The sequence below is a fragment of the Micromonospora sp. NPDC049366 genome (assembly GCF_044466625.1).
In the GTDB taxonomy this organism is placed as follows: domain Bacteria; phylum Actinomycetota; class Actinomycetes; order Mycobacteriales; family Micromonosporaceae; genus Micromonospora.
The window spans coordinates 203,696-230,108 of record NZ_JBITMV010000007.1 but is presented as its reverse complement, the minus strand read 5'-3'; the positions used below and the strand labels follow the sequence as shown (position 1 = coordinate 230,108).

Below are 26,413 nucleotides of genomic sequence, written 5' to 3'. Positions count from 1 at the left end.
ATCCGCTGGGAACGCCGCGACGACATCCACGAAGCCTTCCTCAGCCTGGCCACAACGCGACCTCCGATGCCTGGTCCGGCCGCCGCGAAACTACATGTCTCTCGCCCCGATCGACCCGCTCCTCGAAGTTGGCTCGACGTCCGACCTCCCGGTGAAGATGCCGCCGGCGGCAAGATCGACCCGAGCGCGAGCACCCTCGGGATCGTCTCCAAAGCGGTCGATGCCCCAGGACACAGTCGTGATCAGCTCGAACAGTTGCGGTGCCGTGACGCTATGTGTCACCACGCCCTCCTCGCGCGCTCGCGTCAGGAGTTGTTCAGTACGGCTGATGAGCGGCCCGCAGACGATCTGCATGGGCGACGCGTGGTCGTGGATGGCGGCTGCGATCGAGCTGGGCAGGTCGTTCCAGATGCGAAGCCGCCACGCCAATTGGTACAGCCACTCGCGAAGTGCTTCCGCGGGGGGCAGGCGGCGTTCAACCTCGATCGACTGTTCCAGAACCTCCTGCACGCTGCTGACCATGACGGATGCGAGAAGGTCGTCGCGCGTGGGGAAGTTGCGGTACAACGTGGCATTACCGACCCCTGCGACGGTGGCTATCGCATCCGTGGGGGCGCGGATGCCCTCGCGTTCGAAGACGGAACGCGCGGCCGCCAGGATCGCTTCTCGGTTGCGCTGGGCATCAGCGCGGAGCGCCCGCTTCGCCGCCATCTCGTCGACCTCCCGGTGCCACTTGCATATCTGGGGACTCTCCCCACATACCGATGTGGGGAGAGTCCCCAGTTTCACGAGGAATTCTATCTTGGGAGTCAAGATGACTGCTCGACAGGCAGCTCGGGCAACAGGCGGTGCGACCGGAAGCCGTGACACGACGACCGCCGCCGCCGCCAACTATCAGCTCCTGATCGACTACTACGCGGCCTACGGTGATGGCGGTGCGGAGGGGCTGGCGCGAATGGCCAGCTTCTACGCCGAGAACAAGCCGAGCTACACCGCCGGCAACTCGGAGCTCTCGGGCGAGACGAACAGCCCGGAGGAGTCGCTGAAGGTCATGCGACGCCTGCAGGAGCTCAGCGGCGGCAACATCACCTTCGCCGCACCGCCCACCATCCTCCTCGCCGGCGATGCCGTCGTCGCGCTCGTGGTCAACGAGCGGCACGCTCGCCCAGGCCGGCCGGAGCTGGTCGTGCCACGGCTCTACGTCTACGAGATCTCCGACGGAAAGATCAGCCGGTCATTTGGCTGGCAGCTCGAGTCCGAAGCCTTCGACCAGTACTACCCGCGGGCATGAAGGAGCCTGGCCCGCGTGGAGGACTCTCCCGCGGGCCGGGTCCCCCCGACTATGCCCCGACGCCGCTCGGCCGCTCGCTGAGCGATCCATGGACGGGCTCGTGTACTGGGACCGTGGCCACCAGAGCGACATCCTCCGCAACCGCAACGAGTTCGACCAGGCACCCGCCGAGAACACCGCCACCCTCCGGCTCCACCCGCTCGCCCCGAGGCCGGTGCGGGCGCCGCTCCTCGTGTCTCGGAACAGGCTAAATCGACGAGCGGGCCTCGTCGAGTACTCCGTCGTACCGCCACGTGACTAACCCGCCGTCACCGCGGCCGAACAGCCTGGTGGTGCGGAGGCCGCGGCCCGCGCCATCGAGGAGTACGGACCCGACGCCGGCCTGACCGTGGTGGCCGACCGGGCCGGGCTGCCCGGGCCGCATCTACCGCCACTTCACCGGCAAGGACGACCTCGACCAGGCGGTCGCCGGGCACGTCGTACGCCTGCTGAGCGCGTGGATCCGCCCGCCGGCGCCGGCGCCGAACACGCCGTACGCGGTGGTGCACGGCATGATCGGCCGGGTGCTGAGCGGGGCGGCGGCCCACCCGAACCTCTACCGCTTCCGGGCCCGGCAGGGCGCCGCGCAGGTGGTCCCCGAGCTGACCGGGGCCGCCGTCGTCGGGCTGCGGGCCGCCGGCTACCGGGCGGACCTGCCCGCGTACCTGGTCGCTGTCGTCGTCGGAATGGTCGACGCCGGCGTCATCTGGTGGTTCGACCACCAGGAGGAGGTCAGCCTGAGTCAACTGAACGACTGGCTCGCTACCCAGGTCTGGCGGGTGCTCGCCGACGCGGTCGAGTGACCGGCCGATAGCCACGGGTCCCCGCTCCGGCGCCGGCCGGGCGTACGGCGCCCGGGCGCCGGGGCCGCCAGCCGGTCGGATTCAGGCCGGATGACATGAGGGCAGGTCATCTCTATGCTGCTAGGTGGAGTGAAGCTCGTCGCTCTGTCGTCGACCGATCCGTCCGCGTGCACCGGCATTGAGGGGGAATCGCCGTGGCCCATGCCGCACCCGTCGAGGCCCAGCAGACGTCCACCGATCTCACCGCGCTCCTGCGTACCCCACTGCGCCAGCTCACCGCCGAGCAGGTTCGTCCGTTCGTCCGGCGGATCGTCGAGGATCGCAACCGCTCCGAGGCGGTCGATGTGGCGGCGTTCCAATCGTCGATCTGATGCGTGGTGTCCACCACGCCCGGCGCATCTGAGGTCCGGCCGCGACCACTGAGTCAGTACGTCCTCAAGGTGCACAGCCGGTGTGACCTGGCGTGCGACCACTGCTACGTCTACGAGCACGCGGACCAGAGCTGGCGTGGCCGGCCGCGCGAGATCGCCCCGGACACCGTGGCGGCCGCCGCCGACCGGATCGCCGAGCACGCGCGACACCACGGGCTGCGCCGGGTCCACCTGGTGTTGCACGGCGGTGAGCCGTTGCTGCTGGGGGTGGCCGGACTGGCGATGGTGCTGACCCGCCTGCGCGCGGTCATCGAGCCGGTCGCCGAACTGGACCTGCGGATGCAGTCCAACGGGGTGCTGCTCACCCCGCAGCTGTGCGACCTGCTCGTGGAGCACGGCGTGCAGATCGGGATCTCACTGGACGGCGACGCCGCCGCGAACGATCGGCACCGACGCTTCGCCGGCGGGGCGAGCAGCCACGCCCAGGTACGGCGGGCGCTGGCCCTGCTCCGCCGTCCCGAGTACCGCCACAGCTACGCGGGCATTCTCTGCACGGTCGACGTGCGCAACGACCCGATTCGGGTCTACCAGGCCCTACTGGCCGAGGCGCCGCCCCGGATCGACTTCCTGCTTCCACACGCCACCTGGAACGATCCACCCCCGCGGCCCGACGGCGCGGCCACGCCGTACGCCGACTGGCTGCTGCGCGTCTACCGGGAGTGGATCCGCGGCGGCACACCGGTCGACATCCGGCTGTTCGACTCGCTGTTGGCCGCCGCGGCGGGCGGACGCAGCGGCACCGAGTCCGTCGGCCTGGACCCGGCGGACCTCGCGGTGATCGAGACGGACGGCGCCTGGGAGTTGGCCGACTCGATGAAGACCGCGTTCGACGGCGCGGCCGGCACCGGGTTGGACGTCTTCCGACACTCGGCCGACGCCGTGGCCGCCCATCCGGAGTTCGCCGGTAGCCAGCGGGGCCTGAACCAGCTCTGCCGGACCTGCCGGGACTGCCCCGTCGTCGGCCAGTGCGGTGGCGGGCTCCGGGCGCACCGCTACTCCGACGCCGGCGGGTTCGACAACCCGTCGGTCTACTGCGCCGACCTGAAGGAGCTGATCACCTCGATCAACCATGAATCCTCGACCGCCGCCGCGCGTACCGGCGGAGGGCCCGACCCGGGTGGGCCCGGCGGGGACCTGCTGCTCGACGGCCTGCCGGCCGACGACCTGCTCGACGATCTCGGCACCGGCCACGGCTCGGCGGCCGGCCTGCGGCGGCTCGCCGCCACCCAGGTCGCCTACGTCCGGGGGTTGCTGGTCCAGATCGCCGACCGGGTCGCCGGCACCCCGACAGCCGCGGCCTGGGACCTGATGGTCCGGCTCGACGAGGAGGCGGCCGACGCGGTGTCGGCCACCTTCGCCCACCCCTACGTGCGGCGGTGGGCGCGGCACTGCCTCGCCCCGCCCGCCGGCGAGCCACCCGACTGGGCGCACCTCGGCGCGCTGGCCGCGGCCGCGGCGATGCGCGCCGGCGCCGACGCCGACATCGAGGTGCCGCTGCGGTCCGGTCTGCTCCACCTCCCCGGTCTCGGCGCGCTCGCGCTCGACGAGCCGGGGGCGCGGGGCGCGAGGCTGTCGATCGCGGGCGGCGGTCTCACCGCCCGCACCGGCCGATCCACGGTCACCGTGCCGGCGGCGAGCACCGGGCCGCCGCCGACGGCCTGGCTGCCGGTGCGGCGCGTCGATCTGGGCGGCTGGGACGTGCTCGTCGAGGATCTCGACCCGTACCGGGACTGTTACCAGTGGCCGGTGACGGGCCGTCTCGACCCGGCCCAGCTGGCGTTCTGGCAGCGGTCGCTGGCCGCGGCGTGGGCACGGATCCAGCGCCTCGCGCCCGGTCAGGTCCCGGGTCTTCGGGTCGGGCTGCGGGCCGTCGCACCGTTGCGGCTCCCGCCCGCCGGCGGGCTGCGCAGCGCCGCCTCCCGGGACGCCTTCGGGGCGCTCGGTACGGTGCCCGCCGACCCCGACCCGCTCGCGGAGCTGCTGGTGCACGAGTTCCAACACGTGAAGCTCGGCGGCCTGCTGGATGTGAGCGTCCTGTACGACCCGGCGTACCGGCGGCGGCTCGTCGTGCCGTGGCGGGAGGAGCCGCGACCGCTGGAGGGTGCGCTCCAGGGCACCTACGCGCATCTGGCCGTCGCCGACCTCTGGCGAGCCCGGCCCGGCACCGAGGCCGCGCGGCACTACCGCCGGTATCGCGGGTGGACGCTGCGGACGCTCGACGAGCTGGCCGCGACCGGGGCGCTCACCGGGCACGGGGACCGGTTCGTCCGGCGCATGCGCGAGACCGTGGAATCGTGGCCCGATGACGCGCACTGATCCGCTGGCCCGGGTCGGTCACGCCGATCCCCGGGACGTCGACCGGCTCGCCCGCGACCTGGCCGCTCTGCGCGTACGGGCCGGTCAGGACCTGTTGGTGCACTGCTCGATGCGGCGGATCGGCCCAGTGGCGGGCGGCCCGGCGACGCTGCTGGCGGCGCTGCGCCGGGTGGCCGGCCCGGACGCGACGGTTGTCGTGCCGGCGCAGACGGTCGGCACCTCGCCGACGGGTCCGGTGTTCCGCGCCGCCACCGAAGGGATGGACGCGGCGGGCCGGGCCGCGTACGAGGCGCGACTGGCCGGGTTCGATCCGATGACCACACCATCGGAGGGGATGGGCGTCTTCGCCGAACACGTCCGACGGCAGCCCGGTGCGGCGCGCAGCAACCATCCGATCACGTCCTTCGCCGCGCTGGGCCGGCGCGCGGCCGAGCTCACCGAGGTGCACGACCTCGACTGCCACCTCGGGGAGCGGTCCCCACTCGGTCGCCTCTACGCCGGGGGCGCCGCCGTCCTGCTGCTCGGGGTGGGCTACGACCGGTGCACCGCGCTGCACCTGGCGGAGTACCGGCCCGGGGCGCGCCGGCCGCCCGGCCCGCCGCCGGAGCGGGCGTACCGCTGTTACGTGCTGGTGGACGGCAGCCGGGAGCGGCGGGACTTCCGCGCACCGACACTCGACGCGACGGATTTTCCCGAGCTCGGGGCGGCGATCGAGGCTCACCTGCCGGTCGCCCACGGCCTCGTGGGGGCCGCGCCGTCGAGGCTTCTTGATCTTCGCGCCGCGGTTGATTTCGCGACAACCTGGATGGCCGGGCATCGCCGACCGTAAAGCGGTATAGACCCGCCGGTGCCGGTGTGCTTACCTTGGGCGACGGGAGCGGGTGAACCCCGCGGTCGAGGGCGGGAGAACGGCAGTTGGACGACGGCAGGGTGGTGGACGATCCGTTCGCTCCACTGTTCTTCGTCAGCTATGCCGTGATCAAGCCGCCGACGCGGGCGACGGGTGGCCGGCGGGAGGCCAACACGAATGCCCTACGCCTCTTCACCGAGCTGTCGATCCACGTGAACGCCCTGGTGAGCCGACCGGCGGGTGCCGACCCGGGTTTCATCAACCGGAACATGCGCGGCGGCGAGCGGTGGACCCCGGAGCTGCTGGAGGCCGTCGGCACCTGTCAGGTCTTCGTCGCGTTGCTGTCTCCGGCCTACCTGGACAGTGAGTGGTGCGCGATGGAGTGGAACCTGTTCGCCAGCCGCGCCATCGTGCGCCGCGACGGCCGGCCCACCCACGAGTCCTGCATCCTGCCGGTGAGTTGGGCGCCCGCGGACTCCTGCGAGCCGCCCGACCGCCTCCAATGGTTCGCTCCCGACGGCGCTCCCGACGAGAACGTGGTCCCGAGCTACCACCAGGAGGGCCTGTACGGGCTCCTCTCCATGAAGGACGACGCCAGCGATGTCGTGATCTGGAAGCTTGCCCAGCGCATCGTCGAGCTGTCCCGGTCGCACTGGGTCGAGCCGCGGGTCCTGACCGCACCCAACGGGCTCGCCCGGAAGTTCTCCAGGAGGGGCACATGACCGGGATCGGGGCGGCCGCGGCACCGGTGGCGATCGAGCAGGGCACCTACTTCTTCCTCAGCTACGCCCACTCGGCGCCCATGCTGGAGGATCCCCGCCTGGATCCCGACCGGTGGGTCAAGGTCTTCTTCGACGACCTGTCGGACGCGATCCGCGGTCGGATCTCCGCACCGGACGACCGGCAGGTCGGGTTCTTCGACGCGCAGTTGGGTTCCGGCGCCGACTGGGAGCAGACGCTGACCGCCGCGCTCGGCAACACCCAGGTCTTCGTGCCGCTCTACTCGCCCGCCTATCTCAGCAACTCCTGGCCGCTCGGTGAGCTGGAGGCGTTCCGTCGCCGGTTGAAGGCGTCTCCGGTCGCCGAGAAGTACCGGCACATCGTCCCGGTGCTGTGGATCCCGCTCCCGTCCTGGGACCAGACGGCCGAGACCCGCGAAGCGCTCGAGCTCGCCGGTGACGTCGCCGGCTACGCCGAGAACGGGCTGCGGGCGCTCTGCATGCTGGCCGGCTACCGTCCGGCGTACGAGGAGGTCCTGAGCCGGATCGCGACGGAGGTCACCCAGATCGCGCAGCGGCACCCGTTGCCCCCCTCGGTGGTGCCGAAGGTGGCCGAGGCGCGCCACACCTCGCGGGCGGACGCCCAGTTCGTCGCCGTCGTCGCCGCGCCGACCCGGGCCGAGGTGCCGGCCGACCGGGAGCCCGGGGTCTACGCGGAGCACAGCGAGCAGTGGCGTCCGTTCGGCGAGGACCAGGCGCTGCCCGCCGCCAAGTACGTGGCCAGTACGGCCGAGCGGCTTGGTCTGGCCACCCACATCACCAGCTTCGCCGCCGCCGGTGACCTGATGGCCCGCTGTCCGTCGGTGCTGCTCATCGACCCGTGGATCGTCAGCGACAGCGCCGGTGAGCACGATCTGGCTCTCGTGCTGAAGCGTCTGCCCCGCTGGGTGATCCCGCTGATGGTGCTCAACGGGGACGATCCACTGACCGCCGCCGAGGGCAGCCGCTTCGCCGACCGGGTCGCACGGATGCTCCAGGTGGCGAACCGGCCGCCGGCGAAGCGGGTCACCCAGCTGCCGGAGTTCGTCCAGATCATGCCGGAGCTGGTGACCGAGGCGCGCCGTCAGTTCCTCAAGAACGCCCCCGTCGTTCCGTCGGACCGGCCCCGGGTCCGGCGACCGCAGCTTGCCCGGCCCGAACCGTCGGACGGCCCGTCCCCGGCACAGAAGAGGAACGATGACTGACGATCGCAACGGCCAGGTGGTCACGTTCTACTCGTTCAAGGGTGGCACCGGCCGGACCATGGCGCTGGCCAACGTGGCCTGGATCCTGGCGGCGAACGGCAAGAGGGTGCTGGTCGCCGACTGGGACCTGGAGTCTCCCGGTCTGCACCGGTTCTACCACCCGTTCATCGACCTGACCGTCCTGCCCGGCACCGGCGGGGTCATCGACATGATCCGCGGCTTCGAGAACCAGGCCTCGGCGAAGGACGCCGACGGGCTGCCGAAGAGCCGGTCCCTGCCCGACGGCTGGGAGGCGGAGTTCGCGCGGGTGCGGCACTTCGCGTTCTCGCTGAACTACACGTTCCCCGGCGGGGGCAGCCTCGACTTCCTCTCCGCGGGCCGGCAGAACCAGGACTATGCCGCCGGGATCAGCGGGCTGGACTGGGACGTCTTCTACGACGGGCTGGGCGGGGCGGCGTTCATCGACGCGTTGCGCGCGGACATGCGGCGCAACTACGACTACACGCTGATCGACAGCCGGACCGGGCTCAGCGACGTGGCCAGCATCTGCACCATCCACCTGCCGGACGTGCTGGTGGACTGCTTCACCTTCAGCGACCAGGGGATCGAGGGTGCGGCGCGGGTGGCCCGCGAGGTGACGAACCGGTACACCAACCGGCGCATCCGCGTCCTGCCGGCCCCGATGCGGGTGGACCCGGCCGAGCAGGACAAGGCCAACGCCGGACGGGCGCTCGCCATGCACCGTTTCGCGGGATTGCCCGCCGGGCTGAGCGAGGCGGACCGGCGCGACTACTGGGCCGAGGTCGAGGTGCCGTACGTGGCCTACTACGCCTACGAGGAGACGCTGGCGACGTTCGGCACGGACCGGGCGATGCTCTCGGCGTACGAGCGACTCACCTCGGCCATCACGGAGGGTGGGGTCCGGTCGCTGCCGCGGTTGGACGAGGCCGCGCGCGTCCAGCTCCGGTCCCAGTTCGAGCGCAAGCGGTTCCTGCCGCAGGGGGAGATTCTGCTGCGGTACGCCCCGAAGGACCAGGCCTGGGCGGAGTGGATCGAGCGGATCCTCTCCCTGGTCGGGATCCAGGTCATCGACGGCGGAACGACGAATGCCGGCCGGGACGGCAGCCCGACCCGGACGCTGACCGTCGTCTCGACGGCGTACGCGGAGACCCCGCCGGGCGCGCTGCCGCCGGCCGAGCGCCCGGGTTCGGGCACCCCGCTCGCCGTGTACGTGGACGATGTCATGCCGCTGCCCGAGTTCGCGGCGGAGACGTCGGTCTTCCTCAACGGGCTGACGAGGGCGAGTGACGCGGCGGCGAGCCTGCTGCGGCTGGTCGGCCGGGTCGAGCTCTCCGCCGACGAGGCGATGACGGCGACCGGCGCCCGCTACCCCGGCATCGGCCCGGAGTTGCAGAAGACGCCCGTGGTCAACGTCCAGTTCACCGGGCGCGACGAGGACCTACGCCGGCTGCGGCACCTGCTCCAGTCCGGCGCCAGCCGCGGCTACTCGCTGGTCGCGCTGCGGGGGATGGGTGGCGTGGGCAAGACCCAGATCGCCCTGGAGTACGTTCACCGTTTCCGGACGGCGTACGACCTGGTGTTCTGGATCGAAGCCGATCCCCAGATCTTCGTCGACTCGACGCTGGTCGACCTCGGCGAGCGGATGGGCCTGCCCGAGGCGGCGAACATCCCGGCCGCGATCCGCCAGGTGCATGACACGCTGGTCCGCGGCGACCGCTACCCGCGCTGGCTGCTGGTCTTCGACAACGTCGCGAACTACCGGGCGATCGAGAAGTTTCTCCCCCAGGGCGGACGGGGCCACATCATCATCACCGCCCGGGAGAAGACCTGGGAGGAGAGCGCGCAGACGGTCGAGATCATTCCGTTCAGCCGGGAGGAGAGCATCGCGCACCTGCAGCAGCAGGTGCGCGGCATCTCCCGGCGGGACGCCGATCGGGTCGCCGAAGCTCTCGGTGACCTGCCGCTGGCGCTCTCCCTCGGCGGCGCCCTGATGGCGGACAGCGGCATCCGGGTGGACGACTACCTGGCCCAGTTGGCCGAGCAGGGTGCCTCCCTGGACACCTGGGGGCCGTCGCTGGACCGGCTCAAGCAGGACTCGCCGGGCGCGTACCGTCTGCTGGAGATCTGTTCGGTGCTGTCGGTGAAGGTCTCCATCGAACTGCTGAACAGCAGGGGCATCGGAGAGCTGCTGCGGCGGACCGACCCGTCGGTGCCGACCCGGTCGGGTGCCGCGAGGCTGATCCAGCGCATCAACCAGCTGGCGCTGCTACGGGTGGATGACCGGGCCCAGCAGGTCGAGATCCACCGGCTCCTGCGCGACGCCGTGCAGCGGCGGATGACCGAGGAGGAGCAGCAGACCATCCGCCGGCAGGTGATCAGCGCCCTGGCCGCCGCCCGTCCGGACAGCGACGTGGACGTGGTGGACAGCTGGGAGCGGTTCCGGATGCTCTGGCCGCACCTGGAGGAGTCCGAGGAGGCCATGCGCGCCGCGCTCGACTCCGACGACCCGGCCGTGCTGGAGCTGCTGGTCGAGCGGGTCCGCTACATCTGGCTGCGGGGCGTGTTCGGCCAGGCGCGCGACCTGGCAGAGCGGATCCTCGCGGCGTGGACCGACCGGCTCGGGTCGAGCACCGATGCCGAGGAGCGCGGGATGCTGCGCCCGCCGCTGCTGCGGCTGCGCTTCAACTACGGCAACATCCTGCGCTCCCAGGGCCACTTCCAGCAGGCCCACACGTACGACGAGGAGACCCTCGCCGAGCAGCAGGAGCTGCTCGGCGACACGAGCGAGGACGCGCTGATGACCGCGGGTGGCCTGGCCGGTGACCTGCGCGGCCTGGGCCGGTACGGCGAGGCCCTGAACCGGGACCAGAAAACCTACCGGATGTGGGCGCGGTACTACGGGGAAACTCACCCGCGTGCGGTCACCGCACTGAACAACCTCGCCACCTCGATGCGGCTGGCGGGCCAGGTGACGGAGGCGCAGCGGCTCGACGAGCAGGTATACGAGCTGCGCCGGAGGTCGCGCAACCGCATCAACCACTGGACCCTCGCCTCCGCCGTGAACCTGGCGCGCGACCTGCGTGAGGCCGGTGAGTACGAGCGTTCGCTCGTGCAGTCGCAGGAGGCCTTGGCCGACTATCAGAGCCTGTCCGGGCCGAACGCGCTGGCCACATTGGGCGCGCAGACGAACCTGGGGGTGGCGCTGCGAGCCGTCGGCCGGTCGGCCGAGGCGGCGCGGTTGCTCGACCCCGCGTACGACGCGCTGCGCGCGACGTACGGCGAGGACAACCCGGACACGCTGGCGGCCCGGCTGAGTCGGGCGACGAACCGGCTGGCGCTCGGCGACGCCGCTGGTGCCGAGGAGGAGTTGCGGGCGGTGCAGGCCGTCTACCGGGCGCTGCTCGGTCCCCGCCACCCGCATACGTTGATCTGCGAGAACAACCTGTCGGCGGCGGCCCGGGCGCAGGGGCACCGGGAGGCCGCGCGTACGTCCGCCCAGGTCGCGGTCAGCGGACTGAGCGAGATGCTGCACCCGGAGCACCCGTTCGTGTTCGCCGCCCAGATGAACCTGGCGATCTGCAAGGCGGAGACCGGCGATCTCGCCGAGGCGTTCGAATTGGTCGCCAACCTGCACAAGGTGATGCGTACGGTGCTCGGCCCCCGGCACCCGGACACTCTGCGTGCGGCGGGCAACCTGGCGGTGATCCGGAGGCTGCGCGAGCCGGACTCCGGGTCGGAGGAGCTGGAGTCGGCCGTGGCGGAGCTGGCCGAGCGTATCGGCGGCAGCCATCCGGACGTGCGGGCGTTGGGCCACCGCAAGCTGCTCGACCGGGTGCTGGACCCGCACCCCTTCTGATCCGCCTTTGCCGGCCCGGGTGGACGTCGGACCGCCCGGGCCCGTCGGGGCGGCCTGGTCGCTCGGGTTAGGCGGGGTGCGCCGGGCGGGCGTCCACCAGTTCCGGCTGCGGGGTGGCGAGCCAGGCGAGGATGTCCGGCAGGATCAGCATGGCGGCGAAGTGGCCCACCCCGGGCTGCTCCTCGAACTCCGCGTGCGGGATCTGCGACTTGAGCCAGCGGGTGTGGGTGACCGGCGAGAAAGCGTCCTCGGCGCCGTGCCAGAGCCGGACCGGCACCTTTATCGACGACGGGACGAAGCCCCAGTCCTGGCTGAGCGCCAGCGCGTCGTCGATCCACCCGTCGGCGCCGAACCGCACCGCCTCGGCGTAGCTCTCGATCAGTTGGCGGCGCAGCGCGACATCCTCGACCACATTGCGGTCGGCGGCACTCAACTCGCCGTCGATGAAGCTGACCACGCTCGCCGGGTCCCGCCTCGTGCGGTCGGCCCGGATCGTCAGCGATTCGATCAGCCGGCGCCGATCGGACATCGCCTCCCGGTACGCCTGGACGTTGGAGGGGGCCATGCCGGCGTACCAATCCAGGCCGGGTGCGTCGGTGGGAGCCGGGGAGACCAGGACCGCGACCCGGGTCAGCCGGTCGGTGAACAGGTCACTGGCGGCGCAGGCGAGGGCGTGCGGCCCGCCGGCGGAACGGCCGACCACGGCGAATCTGTCCAACTCGAGGTGGTCGGCGATTGCCCGCACGTCCAGGGCGGCGTCGGCGACGCGTCGCCCGGGATGACGGGTCGACCTGCCGTAGCCGGGCCGGTCGTAGCAGATCAGCCGGATGCCGAGCAGGTGCAGGATCATGGTCCGCGGTTTCGGGCCGCTGCGGCTGCCGGGCATCCCGTGCATCAGGAAGACGGGAAAACCGTCCGCTTTCCCGGAGGTCTCGACGGCGAGGGTTCGGTCGTCCAGTGGGACGTCCCACTCAGTCGGCCGCTCCTGTGACACCCGGTGCCCTCCCTCGAACCTCCTGGGAGGCGGTGTCGGTGGGCACACCAGCACTCACCGCCTCGGCTGAGGCTCCCCGTCGATTGCGACGGACCGACCCCAGGGGGGTCAGCGTATCGTCTATCGAGGTTGGTGCACCAGCAGACCGGAGAGACACGCCACACCGGTTCCGGGTGGGTGCGGCCGGTACCGCTGCCCTGCTGACCAGGGGATACGAACGGGATCTCGTGGATCAGCGGAGCGTGATCCGGGTCCCTCCACCGCTCGTGGCGGCAGCGCGCTGCGGGCCGCTGACAGGCGGATTCTCGCTGCGGGAGGCCGGCGCGGAGGCGTCCCGCAATGCCCATGCTGGGCAATCAGACACAGCTAACTATCGGCACTGATCCGGCGCGGCGGACAATTGGTGCCGCGCTCAACCGGCGGCGGTGTCCTCGCGGGATCGTGGCGTCGCCATCAGCTGGTGGTGCTCACGCTTCAATGCCTCGAACGACCGTCGGACATAGTCGACGTACGGGGCGCCAGGGTGCCCGATCAGAGCCTGCCGCCGCTCACCGACAGCCGACTCCCGATCGGACAGCATCACCTCATAGGCGGCGACGTGGGCGCAGAACGCCCGCAGCGGCTCCGGCATGCCGTCCTCGATCACCAGGTCGGCGTGGCCGATGATGAGATCGCGCATCTTGATGTTGGCTGGCATGAGCGCGTGATGGAGCCAGCGCGTCCACTGCTCCTGCTGGTCGTGGGTCAGGGCGCCGTCGGATCGACGCTGCTCCCGGCCCGGAAGGTCGACCGCGTGGAGGGCCTGCCAGAGACGTTCGTTGACGTCGACAAGGGCGTGCAGCGGACCGTAGAGGTCGCGCAGTTGGCCGGCGACTCGATCGGACCTCGCCCGCCGACGATCGGCTCGGATCTGGGCACGCTGATTGAGTACGAAGGCCAGCACCGCGACCACGATGCTCGCGCTGGCGGTGATCACGGCCGCTGTCACGTCACGCTCCCATCGAGGCCAGACCGGCCACCAGTCTGCCATGCGACCGAGACTCGCCCAGCCTCGCGAGCCCGTGCCCGCCGCGGTGGGCGGCGGCCCGCATCTCCATCTCCGCGGGCTCGCCCATCCTCCGATGTCAGACGCATGGCGAGCTCGACCGCGGTGACGATCCCTTTAGGATGTCCCGGCGGGAGCCGGCTGGCCCGCCGCTTCGACGTCGCGGTCTTCTCCTCCGAGGTCCGGCTGGCCAAGCCCGATCCGGCGATCTTCCACGCCGCGGCCGGGCGGCTGGGCGTCGCGCCGGCGGAGTGCGTCTACGTGGGTGACGGCGCGGACGGCGAGCCGGCCGGTGCGGCGGCGGTCGGCATGACCGTCCTGCGGACCACGGAGCACAACGACACCGACCCGAGCTGGGGTGGGCCGACGATCGCCAGCCTCGCCGACCTGCCCGCTCTGCTGTGCGAGTCCGCTGATCCGAGGTTGCGCCCAGACGTCTGACGGGCCCGTCGCCGACGACGGACACCGGCGGCATGGGGCACCCCGCACGTCGATCGAACGCCCCGGCGTCACCGCTGCTGCTCGCGCCGATCGCCACCGGGGGGTCGCTCGCCGGAGTGGCTCACGGCCGGCTCGGCGGGCACACCGGCCCTGCCGTCGGTCCGGTACAGGACCGAGTCGCAACTCGCCGTCGTGCCCTGACCGTGCCGCTCGGTGCGCGGCAGCGGCACCTCGACCAGCTTGCCGTCGTACATCATCCAGAGGCCGAAGCAGTCGTCCTCCTCGTCGTGGATCAGCACCTGCACGGACTCCGGGCGGGGCCAGGGGAGTGTCTCGAGGTGGTCCAGCAGCCCGGTCCAGTGGCGTCGGTGCGTGAACTCGGCCGCCCAGCCCCGGCCGAACGAGCCCGGCCACTGACTCTCGATCGGCACGAAGACGTTGTGCCACGGACGGGTGCCGTCGTTGTCGCGGGTCAGCGGGGCCATGACCTCGTGCGCGTCGGCGGCCAGTACGACGACTTCCGCGAATCTGCTCATGTCGGTATTCGATCCGCCACCACCCCGTGCCGCAACTGAAATGGAGTGGTGGCGGGGACGCCGAGGAGGGCGGGGTGGGCGCAGGGTGGCCGGGAATTGATCATTACGTGAACATCGGCTAGCGTCCGCGTCCGTGAATCGCTCTCGCCTTGTCTCGATCGCGTTGATCTCCGCCGCCGCGCTGGCTCTCGCCGCTTGTGGTGGCGAGGAGGCCGCGACCCCAGCGGCGTCGTCGCCGTCCGCCTCCGCATCCGCGGTCGCTCCCACCTCGGCCGTGGCTTCCCCCTCGGCGGCGGCGTCCTCCCCGGCGGCGGGTCGGGCACCGGTCACGGTGGACGAGAAGACGCTCTGCGAGTCTGCCGAGAAGGCGGGGCAGGACATGAAGAAGGCGCTCATCGCCGCCGTGCAGTCCGGCAACGAGCCGTCGGCCGAGGTGTACCGGAAGATGCTGACCGACCTCCACGACAAGCTGGCGGCGTTGACGCCCGGTGGCGGCGACGGCAAGGTGGCTGACGCCCTGAACCGGATGGGCGCGGAGGCGGCCAAGGCGGCCGCCGCGGGTGACCCGGCGGCCGCCGCCGACAACCCCGCGTTCGAGAAGGCCGGTACGGACCTGACCGCCGCGTGCAAGACCGCCGGAGTCACGGTCAACTTCTGATCCGGGGGCCCCGCCGTGACGAGCCCCGGGGCCGGCGGGCCCGCACCCGGCTAGCCGAAGGTGAAGGCGTACGCCTCGACGCCCGGCCCCTGGAAGGTGATCTCCAAAGTCCGATCTCGGACCGTGTCCCGTTGGCGGACGAGCTGGTAGAGGCGGGCGTCCTCGACCTGGCCGACGCCGTTCTCGTCGACATCGACGCCGTGACACGGGCCCGGCGGCTCGCCGTCGAGAAGCACCCGGAACGGGATGGGCGCCGGCCCGGCGGGCGCGAGCACGAGGTGCGCGTCGCGGGCGTGGAAGCGGACGGCCACGCTGCCCCCGGCCCGGTCGAGCGCCGCCCGCTCGGCGCCGATCGTCCACACCCCGGCGAGGGCCCAGTGGTTGCGGGGCAACTCGTCGGGCGGCGCGTACGTGGCGCCCTCGTCGTGCGCGACGCCGTCCGGTGAGGCGAAGTGCTCACCGCGCGCGTAGCCCAGGTACGTCTCCGGCGTGCGCAGGTGCGACCAGTCGGCCTCCGCCTCCACACCGAGACCGCGCACCGGGACGGGCGAGCGCTCGATGCCGAGGAGCCGCTGGATGACCCGCTCCGACTCGTCGTAGCGCCCCTCGCCGAAGTGCTCGTCCCGGATGACCCCGTCGGTGTCGACGAAGTACAGCGCCGGCCAGTACTGGTTGTCGAAGGCGTTCCAGACCGCGTACCCGTTGTCGATCGCGACCGGATAGTCGATGCCGCGGGCCGCGATGGCCCGGCGCACCTGGTCGACGTCGTGTTCGACGGAGAACTCCGGCGTGTGGACGCCGACGACCACCAGCCCGTCGTCCCGGTAGGCCTGCGACCAGGCACGGACGTACGGCTCCTGACGCAGCCAGTTGATGCAGGTCAGGGTCCAGAAGTTCACCAGGACGACGGAGCCGCGCAGCTGGGCGGGGTCGAGCGGCGGCGAGTTGAGCCATCCGGTCGCCCCGTCGAGTCGTGGCAGGTGCGGGCTGGCCATGGTCGCCTAGCGCAGCGACCGGAAGCCGGCGCGGATCTCCTCGGACAGCAGCCGCGGCTGTTCCCAGGCCGCGAAGTGCCCGCCCCGGTCGAGCTTGTTGTAGTGGATGAGCTGGGGATATGCCTGCTCGGCCCAGCTCCTCGGGGCCTGGTAGAGCTCGTCGGGAAAGACGCTCACGGCGACGGGGACGGTGGGGGACACCCCCTTCGTGGCGAAGAAGGAGAGCTTGTTCTCGGCGTAGAGACGTCCCGCGGAGACAGCCGTGTTCGTCAACCAGAAGAGCGTGATGTTGTCGAGAACATCGTCGCGGGTGAGGCCCTCGGACTGCCCGGCGAACACCCGGGAGATCAGCGCGAGACTGGCCGCGTCGTGGTCGAGCAGAAAGGCCGCGAGACCGACTGGCGAATCCGCGAGCGCGGTCAGCGTCTGCGGGCGCGTCGCCATGATGAGCCCGTAAGCGACATGCTTCCAGACGAAGTCCAACTGCTCGCACGCGCGTCTCTCCTCAGGTGAGAGCCCCGACGGCAGCTTGCCGGACGCGTTGTTCGCCCCGGTGGTGTCGGACTGGAAGAGCGCGTCGATGTCGGGTGGCACCGCGCCGGGCATGTTGACGTGAATGCCGGCCAGTTCCGGCGGCGCCTGCACGCCCATCAGATCGGTGATGATCGCGCCCCAGTCGCCGCCCTGCGCCACGAACCGTGTGTAACCGAGGCGCCTCATCAGCTCGGTCCACGCGCGCGCGATGTGCTCGGGCCCCCATCCCGGCTGGGTCGGCTTGCCGGAGAAGCCGTAGCCCGGCATCGACGGGATGACCAGGTGGAACGCGTCCGAGGCGCTCGCCCCGTGCGCGGTCGGGTCGGTGAGCGGCCCGATGATCTTCAGCTGTTCGATGATCGAGCCGGGCCAACCGTGCGTGACGATGAGCGGCAGCGCGTCCTCGTGCTTCGACCGGACGTGGATGAAGTGGATGTCCAGCCCGTCGATCTCGGTCAGGAACTGCGGCACAGCGTTCAGTCGCGCCTCGACCGTGCGCCAGTCGTACTCCTTCTCCCAGTAGCGCGCGAGGGCCTGGACCGTCGCCAGCTGCGGGCCCTGCGACTGGTCCGGGACGGTCTCCTTCTCCGGCCATCGGGTGGCCGCGATGCGCCGGCGCAGGTCCGCGAGGTCGGCGTCGGGAATCTGCACGGTGAACGGCCGGATCTCCGCGGTGCGTGGCCGCGCTTCGGTCTTGACCGCCATTCCTGCCTCCCTCTCCAGGGCCCCGTTTCGAAGCTCGCGACGCTTTCCACACTTCCGTGGCGATAAACGCGGACGGACACGCTGGGCGCCGGCCGGCGGGGGAGGGCCGGCGCCCGGGCCCGCGGTACGCGTGCCACGATCCCCGCGTGACGCTTGCTGATCTCGCCCGTCAGGTCGATGCCACCTCTCGCCTCCGTGGGCGGTTCGTCCTGCGGTCCGGACGGGTGGCGGAGGAGTACTTCGACAAGTATCAGTTCGAGGCGGACCCCGTCCTGCTGGACGCGCTCGCCGAGCGGATGGTCGCCCTCGTGCCGCCCGGCACCGAGGTGCTGGCCGGCTTGGAGATGGGCGGCATCGCCGTGGTGACCGCGCTCGGCCGGCACACCGGGCTGCCGTGCGCGTTCGTCCGGAAGGCGGCGAAGCCGTACGGCACCGCCCGCCTGGCGGAGGGGGCGGACGTCGCCGGTCGACGGGTGCTCGTCATCGAGGACGTGGTGACCTCGGGTGGGCAGGTGGTGCTCTCGACCGGCGAGCTGCGCCGGCTCGGGGCGCGGGTCGACGCGGCCGTCTGTGTGATCGACCGGCAGGAGGGTGGCAGTGAGACGTTGGCCGCCGAGGGCATCACGCTGCGTGCCCTGCTGACCCGTGCCGACCTGGAGACCCACGGCCGCCGGGCGGGGCGGTGACGCGATCGGTCCGGTGTGGACCATTCGTCCGCATGACTGCGATGGGGATCGACGGGAGCGGTCGCCGCCTCTAGCATCGGGCGAGTGGATCTTCGATCCACCCCTGGCCGACCCTGGCCACCAGCCCGACCGAAGGGAGACGCGGATGCGTCGAACCCCCTATCTGGCACTACTCGGCGTCGGCGTGTCCGGCGCACTGGTGCTGAGCGCGGCACCGGTGTCGGCGGCGCCCCAGCCGGCGCCCGCCGCGACGCCCGGCATCGTGGTCGCCGACGGCATGACCCAGCCGGTCTTCTCGCTCGCCGACGCGATCGAGGAGCGGGTGTACGTGCAGACTCCGGTCGACACCGACCACGACGGTCGCCTCGACCGGGTGGCGATCGACATCTCCCGCCCCCGCGAGACCGCCACCCAGGGCTTCAAGGTGCCGGTCATCTTCGAGCACAGCCCGTACCGCAAGGGCACCTGGGGCGACGTGCCCTACCCGAGCGTGCTGGTGGACGAGCTGCCGCAGAACGGCGTGACCGGCCGGTCCGGCCTGCGCGCGACCGAGGTCGAGGCGCAGCGTGCGGTGGCCAAGGCCAACCTGCCCGGCTCGCTGGACGACTACTACGTGCCGCGGGGGTACGCGGTGGTCCTCGGCCAGAGCGTCGGCACCGGCGACTCGGACGGCTGCCCGACCAGCGGGGACCAGGCCGAGACGCTCGGCACCAAGGCGGTCATCGACTGGCTGAACGGCCGGGCGACGGGGTACGACGCCAGCGGCGCCCCGGTGACCGCCGGATGGACCACCGGCGCGGTCGGCATGACCGGTGTCTCCTACAACGGGACGCTGCCGAACCAGGTCGCCACCACCGGGGTCCGGGGGCTCAAGACGATCGTGCCGGTCTCGGCGATCAGCAGCTGGTACGACTACTACCGGGCCAACGGTCTGGTCGTCGCGCCGGGGACCTACCAGGGTGAGGACACCGACATCCTGGCGAAGTACACGGCCGGGCAGGCGCGGGCGGAGGGCCGCTGCGCCGACGAGCTGGCCGCGCTGACCGAGGAGCAGGACCGGGTCACCGGCGACTACTCGACGTTCTGGCAGGACCGGGACTACCTCGACGCGAAGAACGTGGAGGCGAGCGTCTTCGTCGTCCACGGCCTCAACGACTGGAACGTGAAGACCGAGCACTTCGCCGGCTGGTGGGACGAGCTCGCCAAGCGGCACGTTCCGCGCAAGATCTGGCTGCACCAGGGCGGGCACGGCGGGCCGGGCAACAACGCGTCGGTGACCCTCCCGGACGGTCGCACCTGGACGTACAAGCAGACGGAGAACCGCTGGTTCGACTACTGGCTGTGGAACGTCCGCAACGGGATCATGGATGAGCCGACCGCGGTGCTGCAGCGGGAGGACCGCGTCTACACCACGTACGCCAACTGGCCGGACCCGGCGGCCCGCGAGGTCGCGGTGAAGCTGGGCGCGACCAGCGCCACCGAGCCGGGCATCCTGACCACCGGCAAGCGGCCGAAGGGCACGGCCGAGCAGAGCTTCGTCGACGAGGGGCGGACCATCCACCCGGACACCCTGGTGGCCGACCCGGACGCGGCGAGCGCCAACCGGCTCGCGTACCGCTCGCCGGTGCTCAGCCAGGACGTGCGGATCTCCGGCCGGCCGGAGATGCGCCTGCGGATGGCGATCGACAACAAGCCGGACGCGAACCTGACCGTCTACCTGGTCGACTACGGCCCGGCCGGGTCGACCGCCGCGCCGACGGTGGTCACCCGCGGCTGGATGGACCCGCAGAACCGCAAGAGCGTGTCGCGCACCGAGCCGGTGAAGCAGGGCAAGCTGTACGACTACCGGTGGACCCTGGAGCCGAAGGACTACGTCTTCCCGGCGGGGCACCGCATCGGCGTGGTGGTGTTCTCCAGTGACCAGGAGTACACGCTGCTGCCGCTGGGCGGGACCGCCCTGCGGGTGGCGACGCACGACAGTGAGCTGCGCCTGCCCGTCGTGGGCGGCCGGGACGTCCTCGGCTTCTGACCGGGGTGCCGGCCCGGGGTCGCCGACCCCGGGCCGGCCGACATCGCGATGGGCGGCCCGACACGTCGGGCCGCCCATCAGTCTGTGCGGCGACACCTCATCGCTGACCCGTCCGCTCCGGTGACACCGGGGCCGCGAAGAACGCGGCGAACGTGTCGACCAGCCCGCGGGGCGCCCGGTTGATCGCGTCGTGGCCGCCGCGGGGGATCCGCACGGTCCGGGCGTGGGGCAGGGCGCGGGCCAACGCCTCGTCGAGGTCGACGTAGTAGGGCGGCCCGTCGGCGCCGCAGGCCAGGAGCACCTCGGCCGTCACTCCGGCCCACTGCGCGGCGGGCCCGTCGTGGCGTCGGACCTGCTCGGTCTCGTCCAGGGTCATCGGGAGCAGGTCGCCCATCGTCCGGCCGATCGACGTACGCAGGAACAGTCGGACGATCGCGACCTGGACCGTGAGCGGAAGCCGTGACCCGGGCATCTGCGGGTTGATGCCGGCGGCGGAGATGGCCAGGCCGCGGGCGGTGTCGCCGGCGCGCAGCGCCGCGCGGGCGGCCTCGAGCCAGCCGGTGGGGAAGCCGCCGTCGACGGAGACCGCCGCGTCGTAGAGCGCGAGCCGGTCGATCGGCAGCCGGAGCGCGGCGCGCAGGGCGATGAGGCCACCGGAGCTGTGCCCGATGACGTTGCGGGCGCCGGTGTGCTTCAGGACCGTCGCGAGGTCGTCGATGTCCTGGTCGAGCGTGTACGGCTCGACCCGCGGCGGGGCGTCGGCCCGTCCCCGCCGGTTGTAGAGGTGCACGGTGAACCGGTCGGCCAGCCGCGCGGCGAGCCGGCGGTAGACGTCGATGGTCACCCCGCCGCCGTGCACCACGACGATTCCGGGCCCCGCCCCGGTCGAGTGCAGCGCGAGCCTCGCGCCGTCGTGTGCGGTGATCCGCTTCATGGCCACTCCCTCTCGGCTGAACTAAAACTGCGAACGCCGTTTGCAGTTTACAGTGGTCCGGTGACCGACGCATCCACGAACTCGGGCGAGGGCGGTGCCGGCCGCCAGCCGATCTGGGGACGGCCGGCGCGGGGCAGCCGGGGGCCCACCCCGACGCACACCCGGGACGAGATCGTCGCCGCGGCCATCGCCCTCGCCGACGCCGAAGGGCTCGCCGCCGTCTCCATGCGGGCCGTCGCCACCGCCCTGGGCGCCAGCGCCGCCTCGCTCTACCGCTACCTGTCCTCCCGGGACGACCTCCTGGACCTGATGACCGACCGGACGGTGGGCGAGCTGCGGCCCCACCCGACGGGGGAGGGTGACTGGCTGGACGGGATGCTGCTGCTGGCCCGCCGGCAACGGGAGCTGTTCCGGCGCCATCCGTGGCTGGTCGAGGTGATCCATCGGCCCTCCGGCATCGGGCCCGAGGGCCTGGCCTGGTTCGACGCCTGCCTCGGGACGCTGGAGCCGCTGCCGTGCGCGGCCAGCGCCAAGTTCGAGGCGATCGCGATGATGACCGGGGTCGTCAGCCTCTTCGCCCGCACCGAGACCGCCGCCCCGCCGGTCGGCTTCACCGCGGTGGACCTCACGGCGTATCCGCACCTGGCGGCGGCGCTCACCACCCCGTCGGCCCCGGCGCCCCCGGGGGACCTCTTCGACCGGACGCTGCGCAGCCTGCTCGCCGGGCTGCTCAGCGGGGTGTGAGGCGGCGCGGGCCGGGCAGACGGGGGACCGGCGGTGGCGCGATGGGATCCCGCCGGACTCGTTGCGTGAGGCAACTAGTGGGGGAGTAACGTTCGCCGGCGGACGGGACGGTGCGACCGAAGGAGGCTGCGGGTGCGTACGACGACGGTGGACGTCAAGACCGAGGACGGGGTGGCGGACGCGTACCTCGCCCGACCCGACGGCGACGGCCCCTTCCCGGCCGTGCTGCTGTTCATGGACGCGTTCGGGCTGCGCCCCCGACTCGCCGAGATGATCGAGCGGATCGCCGAGCGCGGCTACCTGGTCCTGGCGCCGAACCTGTTCTACCGGGCCGGCCGGGCGCCGCTGTTCGACCTGTCCCGGCTCGCCGAGCCGGACCAGCGGGGCGCCATCTTCGACCAGATCATGCCCCTCATCGGGGAGCTGACCCCGCAGGTCGTCACCCGCGACACGGGCGCGTACCTGGACTTCCTCGCCGCCCGCGACGACGTCGCGGCCGGGCCGGTCGCCACGGTGGGTTACTGCATGGGCGGCACGAACGCGCTGCGGGCGATCGAGGCGTACCCGGACCGGATCGCCGCGCTCGCCAGCTTCCACGCCGGCCGGGTCGTCACCGACGCGCCGGACAGCCCGCACCGGGGGGTCGGCTCGGTCACCGGTGAGCTGTACTTCGCCCACGCCGACCAGGACGCGTCGATGACCCCCGAGCAGATCGCCGAGCTGGAGCGGACGCTCGACGCCGCCGGCGTGCGCTACCGGTCCGAGCTGTACGAGGGCGCTGCCCACGGCTTCACGATGTCGGACACCGCGCACTACGACGAGTCGGCCACCGAACGGCACTGGAAGGCCGTGTTCGACCTGCTCGACCGCACCTTCCCGCGCTGAACGGGACGCCCTGACGGCCCGGCCCGGCGGAACCCCGCCGGGCCGGCGGTCACCGGCAGCGGCGACGCCCGGGCTCAGTCGCCGGTGAGGAGGCCGTCGCGGACCTGGCGGCGCAGCACCTTACCGATCTGCGAACGGGGAAGGTCGTCCACGACCACCACCCGGCGCGGCACCTTGTAGCCGGTGAGGTGGCGACGGCAGGCGAACCGGATGCCGTCCGGGTCGCTGGTGCAGCCCTCGTCGAGGACGACCACGGCCACCACCTCCTCGCCGCCGCCGTCGCCGGGCAGGCCCACCGCCGCCGCGTCCCGGACCCCGGGGACCCGGCGCAGCGCCTCCTCCACCTCCGACGGGTAGACGTTGAACCCGCCGGTGATGATCAGCTCCTTGATCCGGTCGACCACCGTGACGAACCCGTCCGGGTCCATCACGACGATGTCGCCGGTGCGCAGCCACCCGTCCGGCAGCAGCACCGCGGCCGTCTCCCGCGGTCGTCGCCAGTAGCCGGCGAACACCTGCGGTCCGCGGATCAGCAGCTCGCCCGGCTCGCCCACGGCCCGGTCCCGGGACGGGTCCTCGGGGTCGACGATCCGGATCTCGGTGGACGGGAACGGCACGCCCACGGTGCCGGGGCGACGCGCCGGGGAGACGGGATTGCCGAGTGCCACCGGCGAGGTCTCCGTCATCCCGTACCCCTCGACCAGCAGCCCGCCGGTGACCGACTCCCACACCTCGACCGTCGCCGGGGGCAGCGCCATGGCGCCGGAGATCGCGTAGCGGGCGGAGCCGAGGTCGACCCCACGCTCGCGGGCCGCGTCGGCGAGCCGCTGGTAGATCGGCGGTACAGCGGGCAGGAAGGTCGGCGGGCGGCGACGCACCGCGGCCAGGGTCTGGTCGACGTCGAAGCGGGGAAACAGCACCAGCGTCGCGCCGATGCTCACCGAGAAGGTCAGGCAGAGGGTGAGCCCGTACGCGTGGAACAGCGGCAGGACCGCGTACACCGTTTCGGCGCCGTCGCGCAGACCCGGCACCCACGCGCGGCCCTGCGCGGCGTTGGCGCGCAGGTTGCGGTGGGTCAGCACCGCGCCCTTCGGCGTGCCGGTGGTGCCGCCGGTGTACTGCAGCAGCGCGGTGTCGTCCGGACCCGGCGCGGGGTGGTCGGCGGCGAGCGGCCCGGTGGCGGCCAGCAGCCGCTCGAACGAGCGGGTGCCGGGCGCCGGTCCGGTCATCGCCGCGCGGGTCTCCCGCACCCGGGGCAGCGGCACGCGCAGCGCCCAGCGCTTGGGCCGCGGCAGGGCGCGGGTCAGGTCGACCGCCAGCACGGTCTCGACCTCGGCCGCCCCGAGGACCGACGGCGCCACCTTGTCCCAGGCCACCGCCACCCGGGCGCCGTGGTCGGCGAGTTGGTGGGCCAGTTCCTGCCGGGTGTAGAGCGGGTTGTGCTCGACCACCACGGCGCCCAGCCGCAGCACCGCGTAGAAGGCGACCACGTGCTGCGGGCAGTTCGGCAGCACCAGCGCCACCCGGTCACCCCGGCCGACGCCGAGGCGGCGCAGCGCCTCGGCCGCCCGGTCCACCTGGTCGGCCAGTTCGGCGTACGTGGTGGTGGCGCCGAAGAAGTCGAGCGCCGTACGCGAGCCGAAGCGGCGGGCGGCGTCGGCGAGCAGGTCGACCAGCGACTCGTCGGACGGGTCGATCGTCGCCGGCACCCCGGGGGCGTAGCTGCGCAGCCAGGGCCGTTCGGCGGTCAGGTCCATCCGCTCTCTCCTCGCTGCCACGGGCGGCCGGCCGCCCTTCGCTGCTATTACGGGTCAGTAACCTACGGTACCGTAGGTCTCCGAACCGGCGATCGGCAGCCGAGCGAGCGCCTGGTCAGGCCGCGAGCCGTGCCACGTACACGGTGTTCGCCGACTTGCCGCCGGTCAGCGGGTTCGGAAACGTGACCACGTGGGCGTGCGCGTCGTCGAACACCTCGGCCAGGACGCGGGAGAAGTCCTCGTCCGGCGGGTCGTCCGACCAGAGCGCGAACACCCCGCCCGGGCGTAGGTGAACGGCGAGGCGGCGCAGACCGTCCGGCGTGTAGAAGGCGGCGTGACTCGGGTGCAGCACGTTGCGGGGAGAGTGGTCCACGTCCAGCAGCACCGCGTGGAACCGCCGACCGGGCCGGTCCGGGTCGAAGCCGTCCGCACCGGCGGCGGCGAAGAAGTCGGCCCGCACGAAGCGGGTACGCGGATCGTCCGCCAGCCCGGCCGCGAACGGCAACAGACCACGTCGGTGCCAGTCGATCACGTCCTCGATCGCCTCCACCACCAGCAGCGACCCGACCCGCCGGTCGTCGAGCGCGGTGCGCGCCGTGTAGCCCAGGCCCAGGCCGCCCACCACCACGTCGAGGGTGTGCTCGCCGTCGGGCTGGTCTCCGTCGGGCGCGTCCTCGTCGCTCAGCGCGGCCAGGCCCAGCCGGGCCAGCTCGATCTCCGCGACGGGGAAGAGGCTGGACATGAGGAAGTCGTCGTCGAGTTTGACCTCGTACACGTCGACCTGGAGCGCGGGGTCGCGTCGCCGGCGCAGGCTGATGGCGCCGATCGGGGTCTCCCGCCAGGCCAGTTCCTCGAAGCGTGCGCCCACGTCGTCCCCTTTTCCGTCGTCCCGCCCGCCGCATGCTACCGACCAGCACACCACCGACCCCGGGGTCACGTTGACGGCTCCCGTCGGTTGATCCAATCCGTTTCCCTGACATTGCGGTGTCCAGGCCGGGTGGATACCGCAACAACAGCGAAAGTGTGCGGATCATGCCGCCCCGCCGCCGCGGCCGCGGGTCGGCTCGTAACGTCACGTCCGAATGCCGCGAGCCTTCCCGGCTCGATCCGCGCAGAGTTGACGGCGGCTCGCCCGCCGAGGGCGCGCCGTTCCAGTGCCGTGAAGCGCGGAAGGTGAACGAATCATGCATGTCGTTCCGGGTCTCAAGGTGCTCTACTTCGGGACCCCGGTGGTGCTGATCAGCTCGCGCAACGAGGACGGCACCGCGAACCTCGCCCCGATGTCCTCCGCCTGGTGGCTCGACCAGACCTGCGTGCTGGGCCTGGGCGACAGCAGCCAGACGTCGGCGAACCTGCGACGTGAGCGGGAGTGCGTCCTCAACCTGCCGTCGTCGGCGATGGTCGACGCCGTGGACCGGCTCGCGCTCACCACCGCCCGGCCGGTCGTCCCGGAGCGCAAGGCGCGGCAGGGCTACCGGTACGAGCCGGAGAAGTTCGCGGTGGCGGGTCTGACCGAGCAGGCGTCGGAGCTCGTGTCGCCGCCCCGGGTCGCGGAGTGCCCGGTCCAGTTGGAGTGCCGGGTCGCCGCGGTGCATCCGCTCGCCGGCACGGCGAACGCCACCTCCTTCGAGGTCGAGGTCCTGCGGGCCCACGTCGAGGAGGAGTTGCTGATCCCGGGCACGCACTACGTGGACCCGGTCGGCTGGGACCCGCTGATCATGAAGTTCTGCGAGTTCTTCGGCGGTGGGCGGAACGTCCACCCGTCGCGGCTCGCCGAGGGGTGGGAGATGCCACACCGGCTCGACCGGGCGTCACGCTGACGGCCGACGACGTGCGGTCAGGCCCGCCAGGTCAGCAGCAGCGACGGCGACGCGGCGACCGCGCCCGTCCACGGTGGTCG

The 26,413-nt window shown here is 72.0% G+C and carries 24 protein-coding genes; 15 read left to right on the top strand and 9 right to left on the bottom strand.

What is annotated here, in order from left to right; genetic code table 11:
* Window positions 1-90: 90 nt before the first annotated feature.
* Window positions 91-711, bottom strand: coding sequence for a TetR/AcrR family transcriptional regulator (locus ACIBTV_RS12970; RefSeq protein WP_396704337.1), 621 nt, complete (start codon window positions 709-711; stop codon window positions 91-93).
* 103 nt (window positions 712-814) lie between these two features.
* Between ACIBTV_RS12970 and ACIBTV_RS12965 the strand changes: the two genes are divergently transcribed.
* The 8 genes from ACIBTV_RS12965 to fxsT all read left to right on the top strand — a co-directional run bounded on the left by ACIBTV_RS12965 (window position 815) and on the right by fxsT (window position 11,570).
* Window positions 815-1,291, top strand: coding sequence for a hypothetical protein (locus ACIBTV_RS12965; protein ID WP_396704335.1), 477 nt, complete (start codon window positions 815-817; stop codon window positions 1,289-1,291).
* Window positions 1,292-1,842: 551 nt separating this feature from the next.
* Window positions 1,843-2,133 carry a hypothetical protein gene (locus tag ACIBTV_RS12960; RefSeq protein ID WP_396704333.1) on the top strand — a complete coding sequence of 97 codons (291 nt, stop codon included), beginning with the start codon at window positions 1,843-1,845 and terminating at the stop codon, window positions 2,131-2,133.
* Between the two features lie 194 nt (window positions 2,134-2,327).
* Window positions 2,328-2,504 (top strand): hypothetical protein, encoded by a 177-nt coding sequence (locus ACIBTV_RS12955; RefSeq protein ID WP_396704331.1) that lies wholly within the window; start codon window positions 2,328-2,330, stop codon window positions 2,502-2,504.
* A gap of 3 nt (window positions 2,505-2,507) precedes the next feature.
* Entirely contained in the window at window positions 2,508-4,880 is a 2,373-nt protein-coding gene (locus ACIBTV_RS12950) for an FxsB family cyclophane-forming radical SAM/SPASM peptide maturase (RefSeq protein ID WP_396704329.1), read from the top strand.
* A complete protein-coding gene (locus ACIBTV_RS12945; protein WP_396704327.1) occupies window positions 4,867-5,709 on the top strand; it encodes an aminoglycoside N(3)-acetyltransferase in 843 nt (280 codons plus the stop codon). Before ACIBTV_RS12950 ends, ACIBTV_RS12945 begins: the two co-directional genes overlap by 14 nt.
* Window positions 5,710-5,795: 86 nt before the next feature.
* Window positions 5,796-6,452: a TIR-like protein FxsC gene (locus tag ACIBTV_RS12940; RefSeq protein ID WP_396704325.1), complete on the top strand. Its 657-nt coding sequence runs from the start codon at window positions 5,796-5,798 to the stop codon at window positions 6,450-6,452.
* Window positions 6,449-7,693 carry a TIR-like protein FxsC gene (locus ACIBTV_RS12935; protein ID WP_396704323.1) on the top strand — a complete coding sequence of 415 codons (1,245 nt, stop codon included), beginning with the start codon at window positions 6,449-6,451 and terminating at the stop codon, window positions 7,691-7,693. The genes ACIBTV_RS12940 and ACIBTV_RS12935 overlap by 4 nt, the downstream gene beginning before the upstream one ends.
* Window positions 7,686-11,570 (top strand): FxSxx-COOH system tetratricopeptide repeat protein, encoded by a 3,885-nt coding sequence (gene fxsT / locus ACIBTV_RS12930; protein WP_396704321.1) that lies wholly within the window; start codon window positions 7,686-7,688, stop codon window positions 11,568-11,570. Before ACIBTV_RS12935 ends, fxsT begins: the two co-directional genes overlap by 8 nt.
* 67 nt (window positions 11,571-11,637) lie before the next feature.
* Here fxsT and ACIBTV_RS12925 read toward each other — a convergent pair whose 3' ends face one another.
* Together ACIBTV_RS12925 and ACIBTV_RS12920 are read right to left on the bottom strand one after the other, a co-directional pair.
* Window positions 11,638-12,564: an alpha/beta fold hydrolase gene (locus ACIBTV_RS12925; RefSeq protein WP_396704319.1), complete on the bottom strand. Its 927-nt coding sequence runs from the start codon at window positions 12,562-12,564 to the stop codon at window positions 11,638-11,640.
* 412 nt (window positions 12,565-12,976) lie between these two features.
* Window positions 12,977-13,552, bottom strand: a complete 576-nt coding sequence (locus ACIBTV_RS12920) for a hypothetical protein (RefSeq protein ID WP_396704317.1) — start codon at window positions 13,550-13,552, stop codon at window positions 12,977-12,979.
* A gap of 144 nt (window positions 13,553-13,696) precedes the next feature.
* Here ACIBTV_RS12920 and ACIBTV_RS12915 point away from each other — a divergent pair, with 144 nt between their 5' ends.
* On the top strand, window positions 13,697-14,050 hold the full coding sequence (locus ACIBTV_RS12915; RefSeq protein ID WP_396704315.1) for an HAD family hydrolase: 354 nt from the start codon (window positions 13,697-13,699) through the stop codon (window positions 14,048-14,050).
* 68 nt (window positions 14,051-14,118) lie between these two features.
* Here the strand turns inward: ACIBTV_RS12915 and ACIBTV_RS12910 are convergent, their stop codons facing one another.
* Window positions 14,119-14,586 (bottom strand): hypothetical protein, encoded by a 468-nt coding sequence (locus tag ACIBTV_RS12910; RefSeq protein WP_396704313.1) that lies wholly within the window; start codon window positions 14,584-14,586, stop codon window positions 14,119-14,121.
* A gap of 274 nt (window positions 14,587-14,860) precedes the next feature.
* Between ACIBTV_RS12910 and ACIBTV_RS12905 the strand changes: the two genes are divergently transcribed.
* Window positions 14,861-15,244, top strand: coding sequence for a hypothetical protein (locus ACIBTV_RS12905; protein ID WP_396704311.1), 384 nt, complete (start codon window positions 14,861-14,863; stop codon window positions 15,242-15,244).
* Window positions 15,245-15,294: 50 nt separating this feature from the next.
* Here ACIBTV_RS12905 and ACIBTV_RS12900 read toward each other — a convergent pair whose 3' ends face one another.
* Both ACIBTV_RS12900 and ACIBTV_RS12895 read right to left on the bottom strand, forming a co-directional pair.
* Window positions 15,295-16,239: a redoxin family protein gene (locus tag ACIBTV_RS12900; RefSeq protein ID WP_396704310.1), complete on the bottom strand. Its 945-nt coding sequence runs from the start codon at window positions 16,237-16,239 to the stop codon at window positions 15,295-15,297.
* A gap of 6 nt (window positions 16,240-16,245) precedes the next feature.
* The gene (locus ACIBTV_RS12895) at window positions 16,246-17,478 is read right to left on the bottom strand and encodes an epoxide hydrolase family protein (protein WP_396704308.1); all 1,233 of its coding nucleotides are present in this window, start codon (window positions 17,476-17,478) and stop codon (window positions 16,246-16,248) included.
* 146 nt (window positions 17,479-17,624) lie between these two features.
* Between ACIBTV_RS12895 and ACIBTV_RS12890 the strand changes: the two genes are divergently transcribed.
* A complete protein-coding gene (locus ACIBTV_RS12890; protein WP_396704306.1) occupies window positions 17,625-18,164 on the top strand; it encodes an orotate phosphoribosyltransferase in 540 nt (179 codons plus the stop codon).
* Between the two features lie 145 nt (window positions 18,165-18,309).
* Window positions 18,310-20,193 (top strand): Xaa-Pro dipeptidyl-peptidase, encoded by a 1,884-nt coding sequence (locus ACIBTV_RS12885; protein WP_396704304.1) that lies wholly within the window; start codon window positions 18,310-18,312, stop codon window positions 20,191-20,193.
* Window positions 20,194-20,290: 97 nt separating this feature from the next.
* On the opposite strand, the gene ACIBTV_RS12880 is transcribed toward ACIBTV_RS12885, so the two are convergent.
* Complete coding sequence (locus tag ACIBTV_RS12880; protein WP_396704302.1) at window positions 20,291-21,127, bottom strand: alpha/beta fold hydrolase; 837 nt, start codon at window positions 21,125-21,127, stop codon at window positions 20,291-20,293.
* Window positions 21,128-21,187: 60 nt separating this feature from the next.
* On the opposite strand from ACIBTV_RS12880, the gene ACIBTV_RS12875 reads away from it, so the two are divergent.
* Entirely contained in the window at window positions 21,188-21,871 is a 684-nt protein-coding gene (locus ACIBTV_RS12875; RefSeq protein ID WP_396704300.1) for a TetR/AcrR family transcriptional regulator, read from the top strand.
* Between the two features lie 132 nt (window positions 21,872-22,003).
* Window positions 22,004-22,756: a dienelactone hydrolase family protein gene (locus tag ACIBTV_RS12870; RefSeq protein WP_396704298.1), complete on the top strand. Its 753-nt coding sequence runs from the start codon at window positions 22,004-22,006 to the stop codon at window positions 22,754-22,756.
* A 74-nt stretch (window positions 22,757-22,830) separates the two neighbouring features.
* On the opposite strand, the gene ACIBTV_RS12865 is transcribed toward ACIBTV_RS12870, so the two are convergent.
* Entirely contained in the window at window positions 22,831-24,513 is a 1,683-nt protein-coding gene (locus tag ACIBTV_RS12865; RefSeq protein WP_396704296.1) for a long-chain-fatty-acid--CoA ligase, read from the bottom strand.
* 115 nt (window positions 24,514-24,628) lie between these two features.
* Window positions 24,629-25,381 (bottom strand): spermidine synthase, encoded by a 753-nt coding sequence (locus ACIBTV_RS12860; RefSeq protein ID WP_396704294.1) that lies wholly within the window; start codon window positions 25,379-25,381, stop codon window positions 24,629-24,631.
* A 316-nt stretch (window positions 25,382-25,697) separates the two neighbouring features.
* Here ACIBTV_RS12860 and ACIBTV_RS12855 point away from each other — a divergent pair, with 316 nt between their 5' ends.
* On the top strand, window positions 25,698-26,333 hold the full coding sequence (locus tag ACIBTV_RS12855) for a flavin reductase family protein (RefSeq protein WP_396704292.1): 636 nt from the start codon (window positions 25,698-25,700) through the stop codon (window positions 26,331-26,333).
* Window positions 26,334-26,413: the final 80 nt, after the last annotated feature.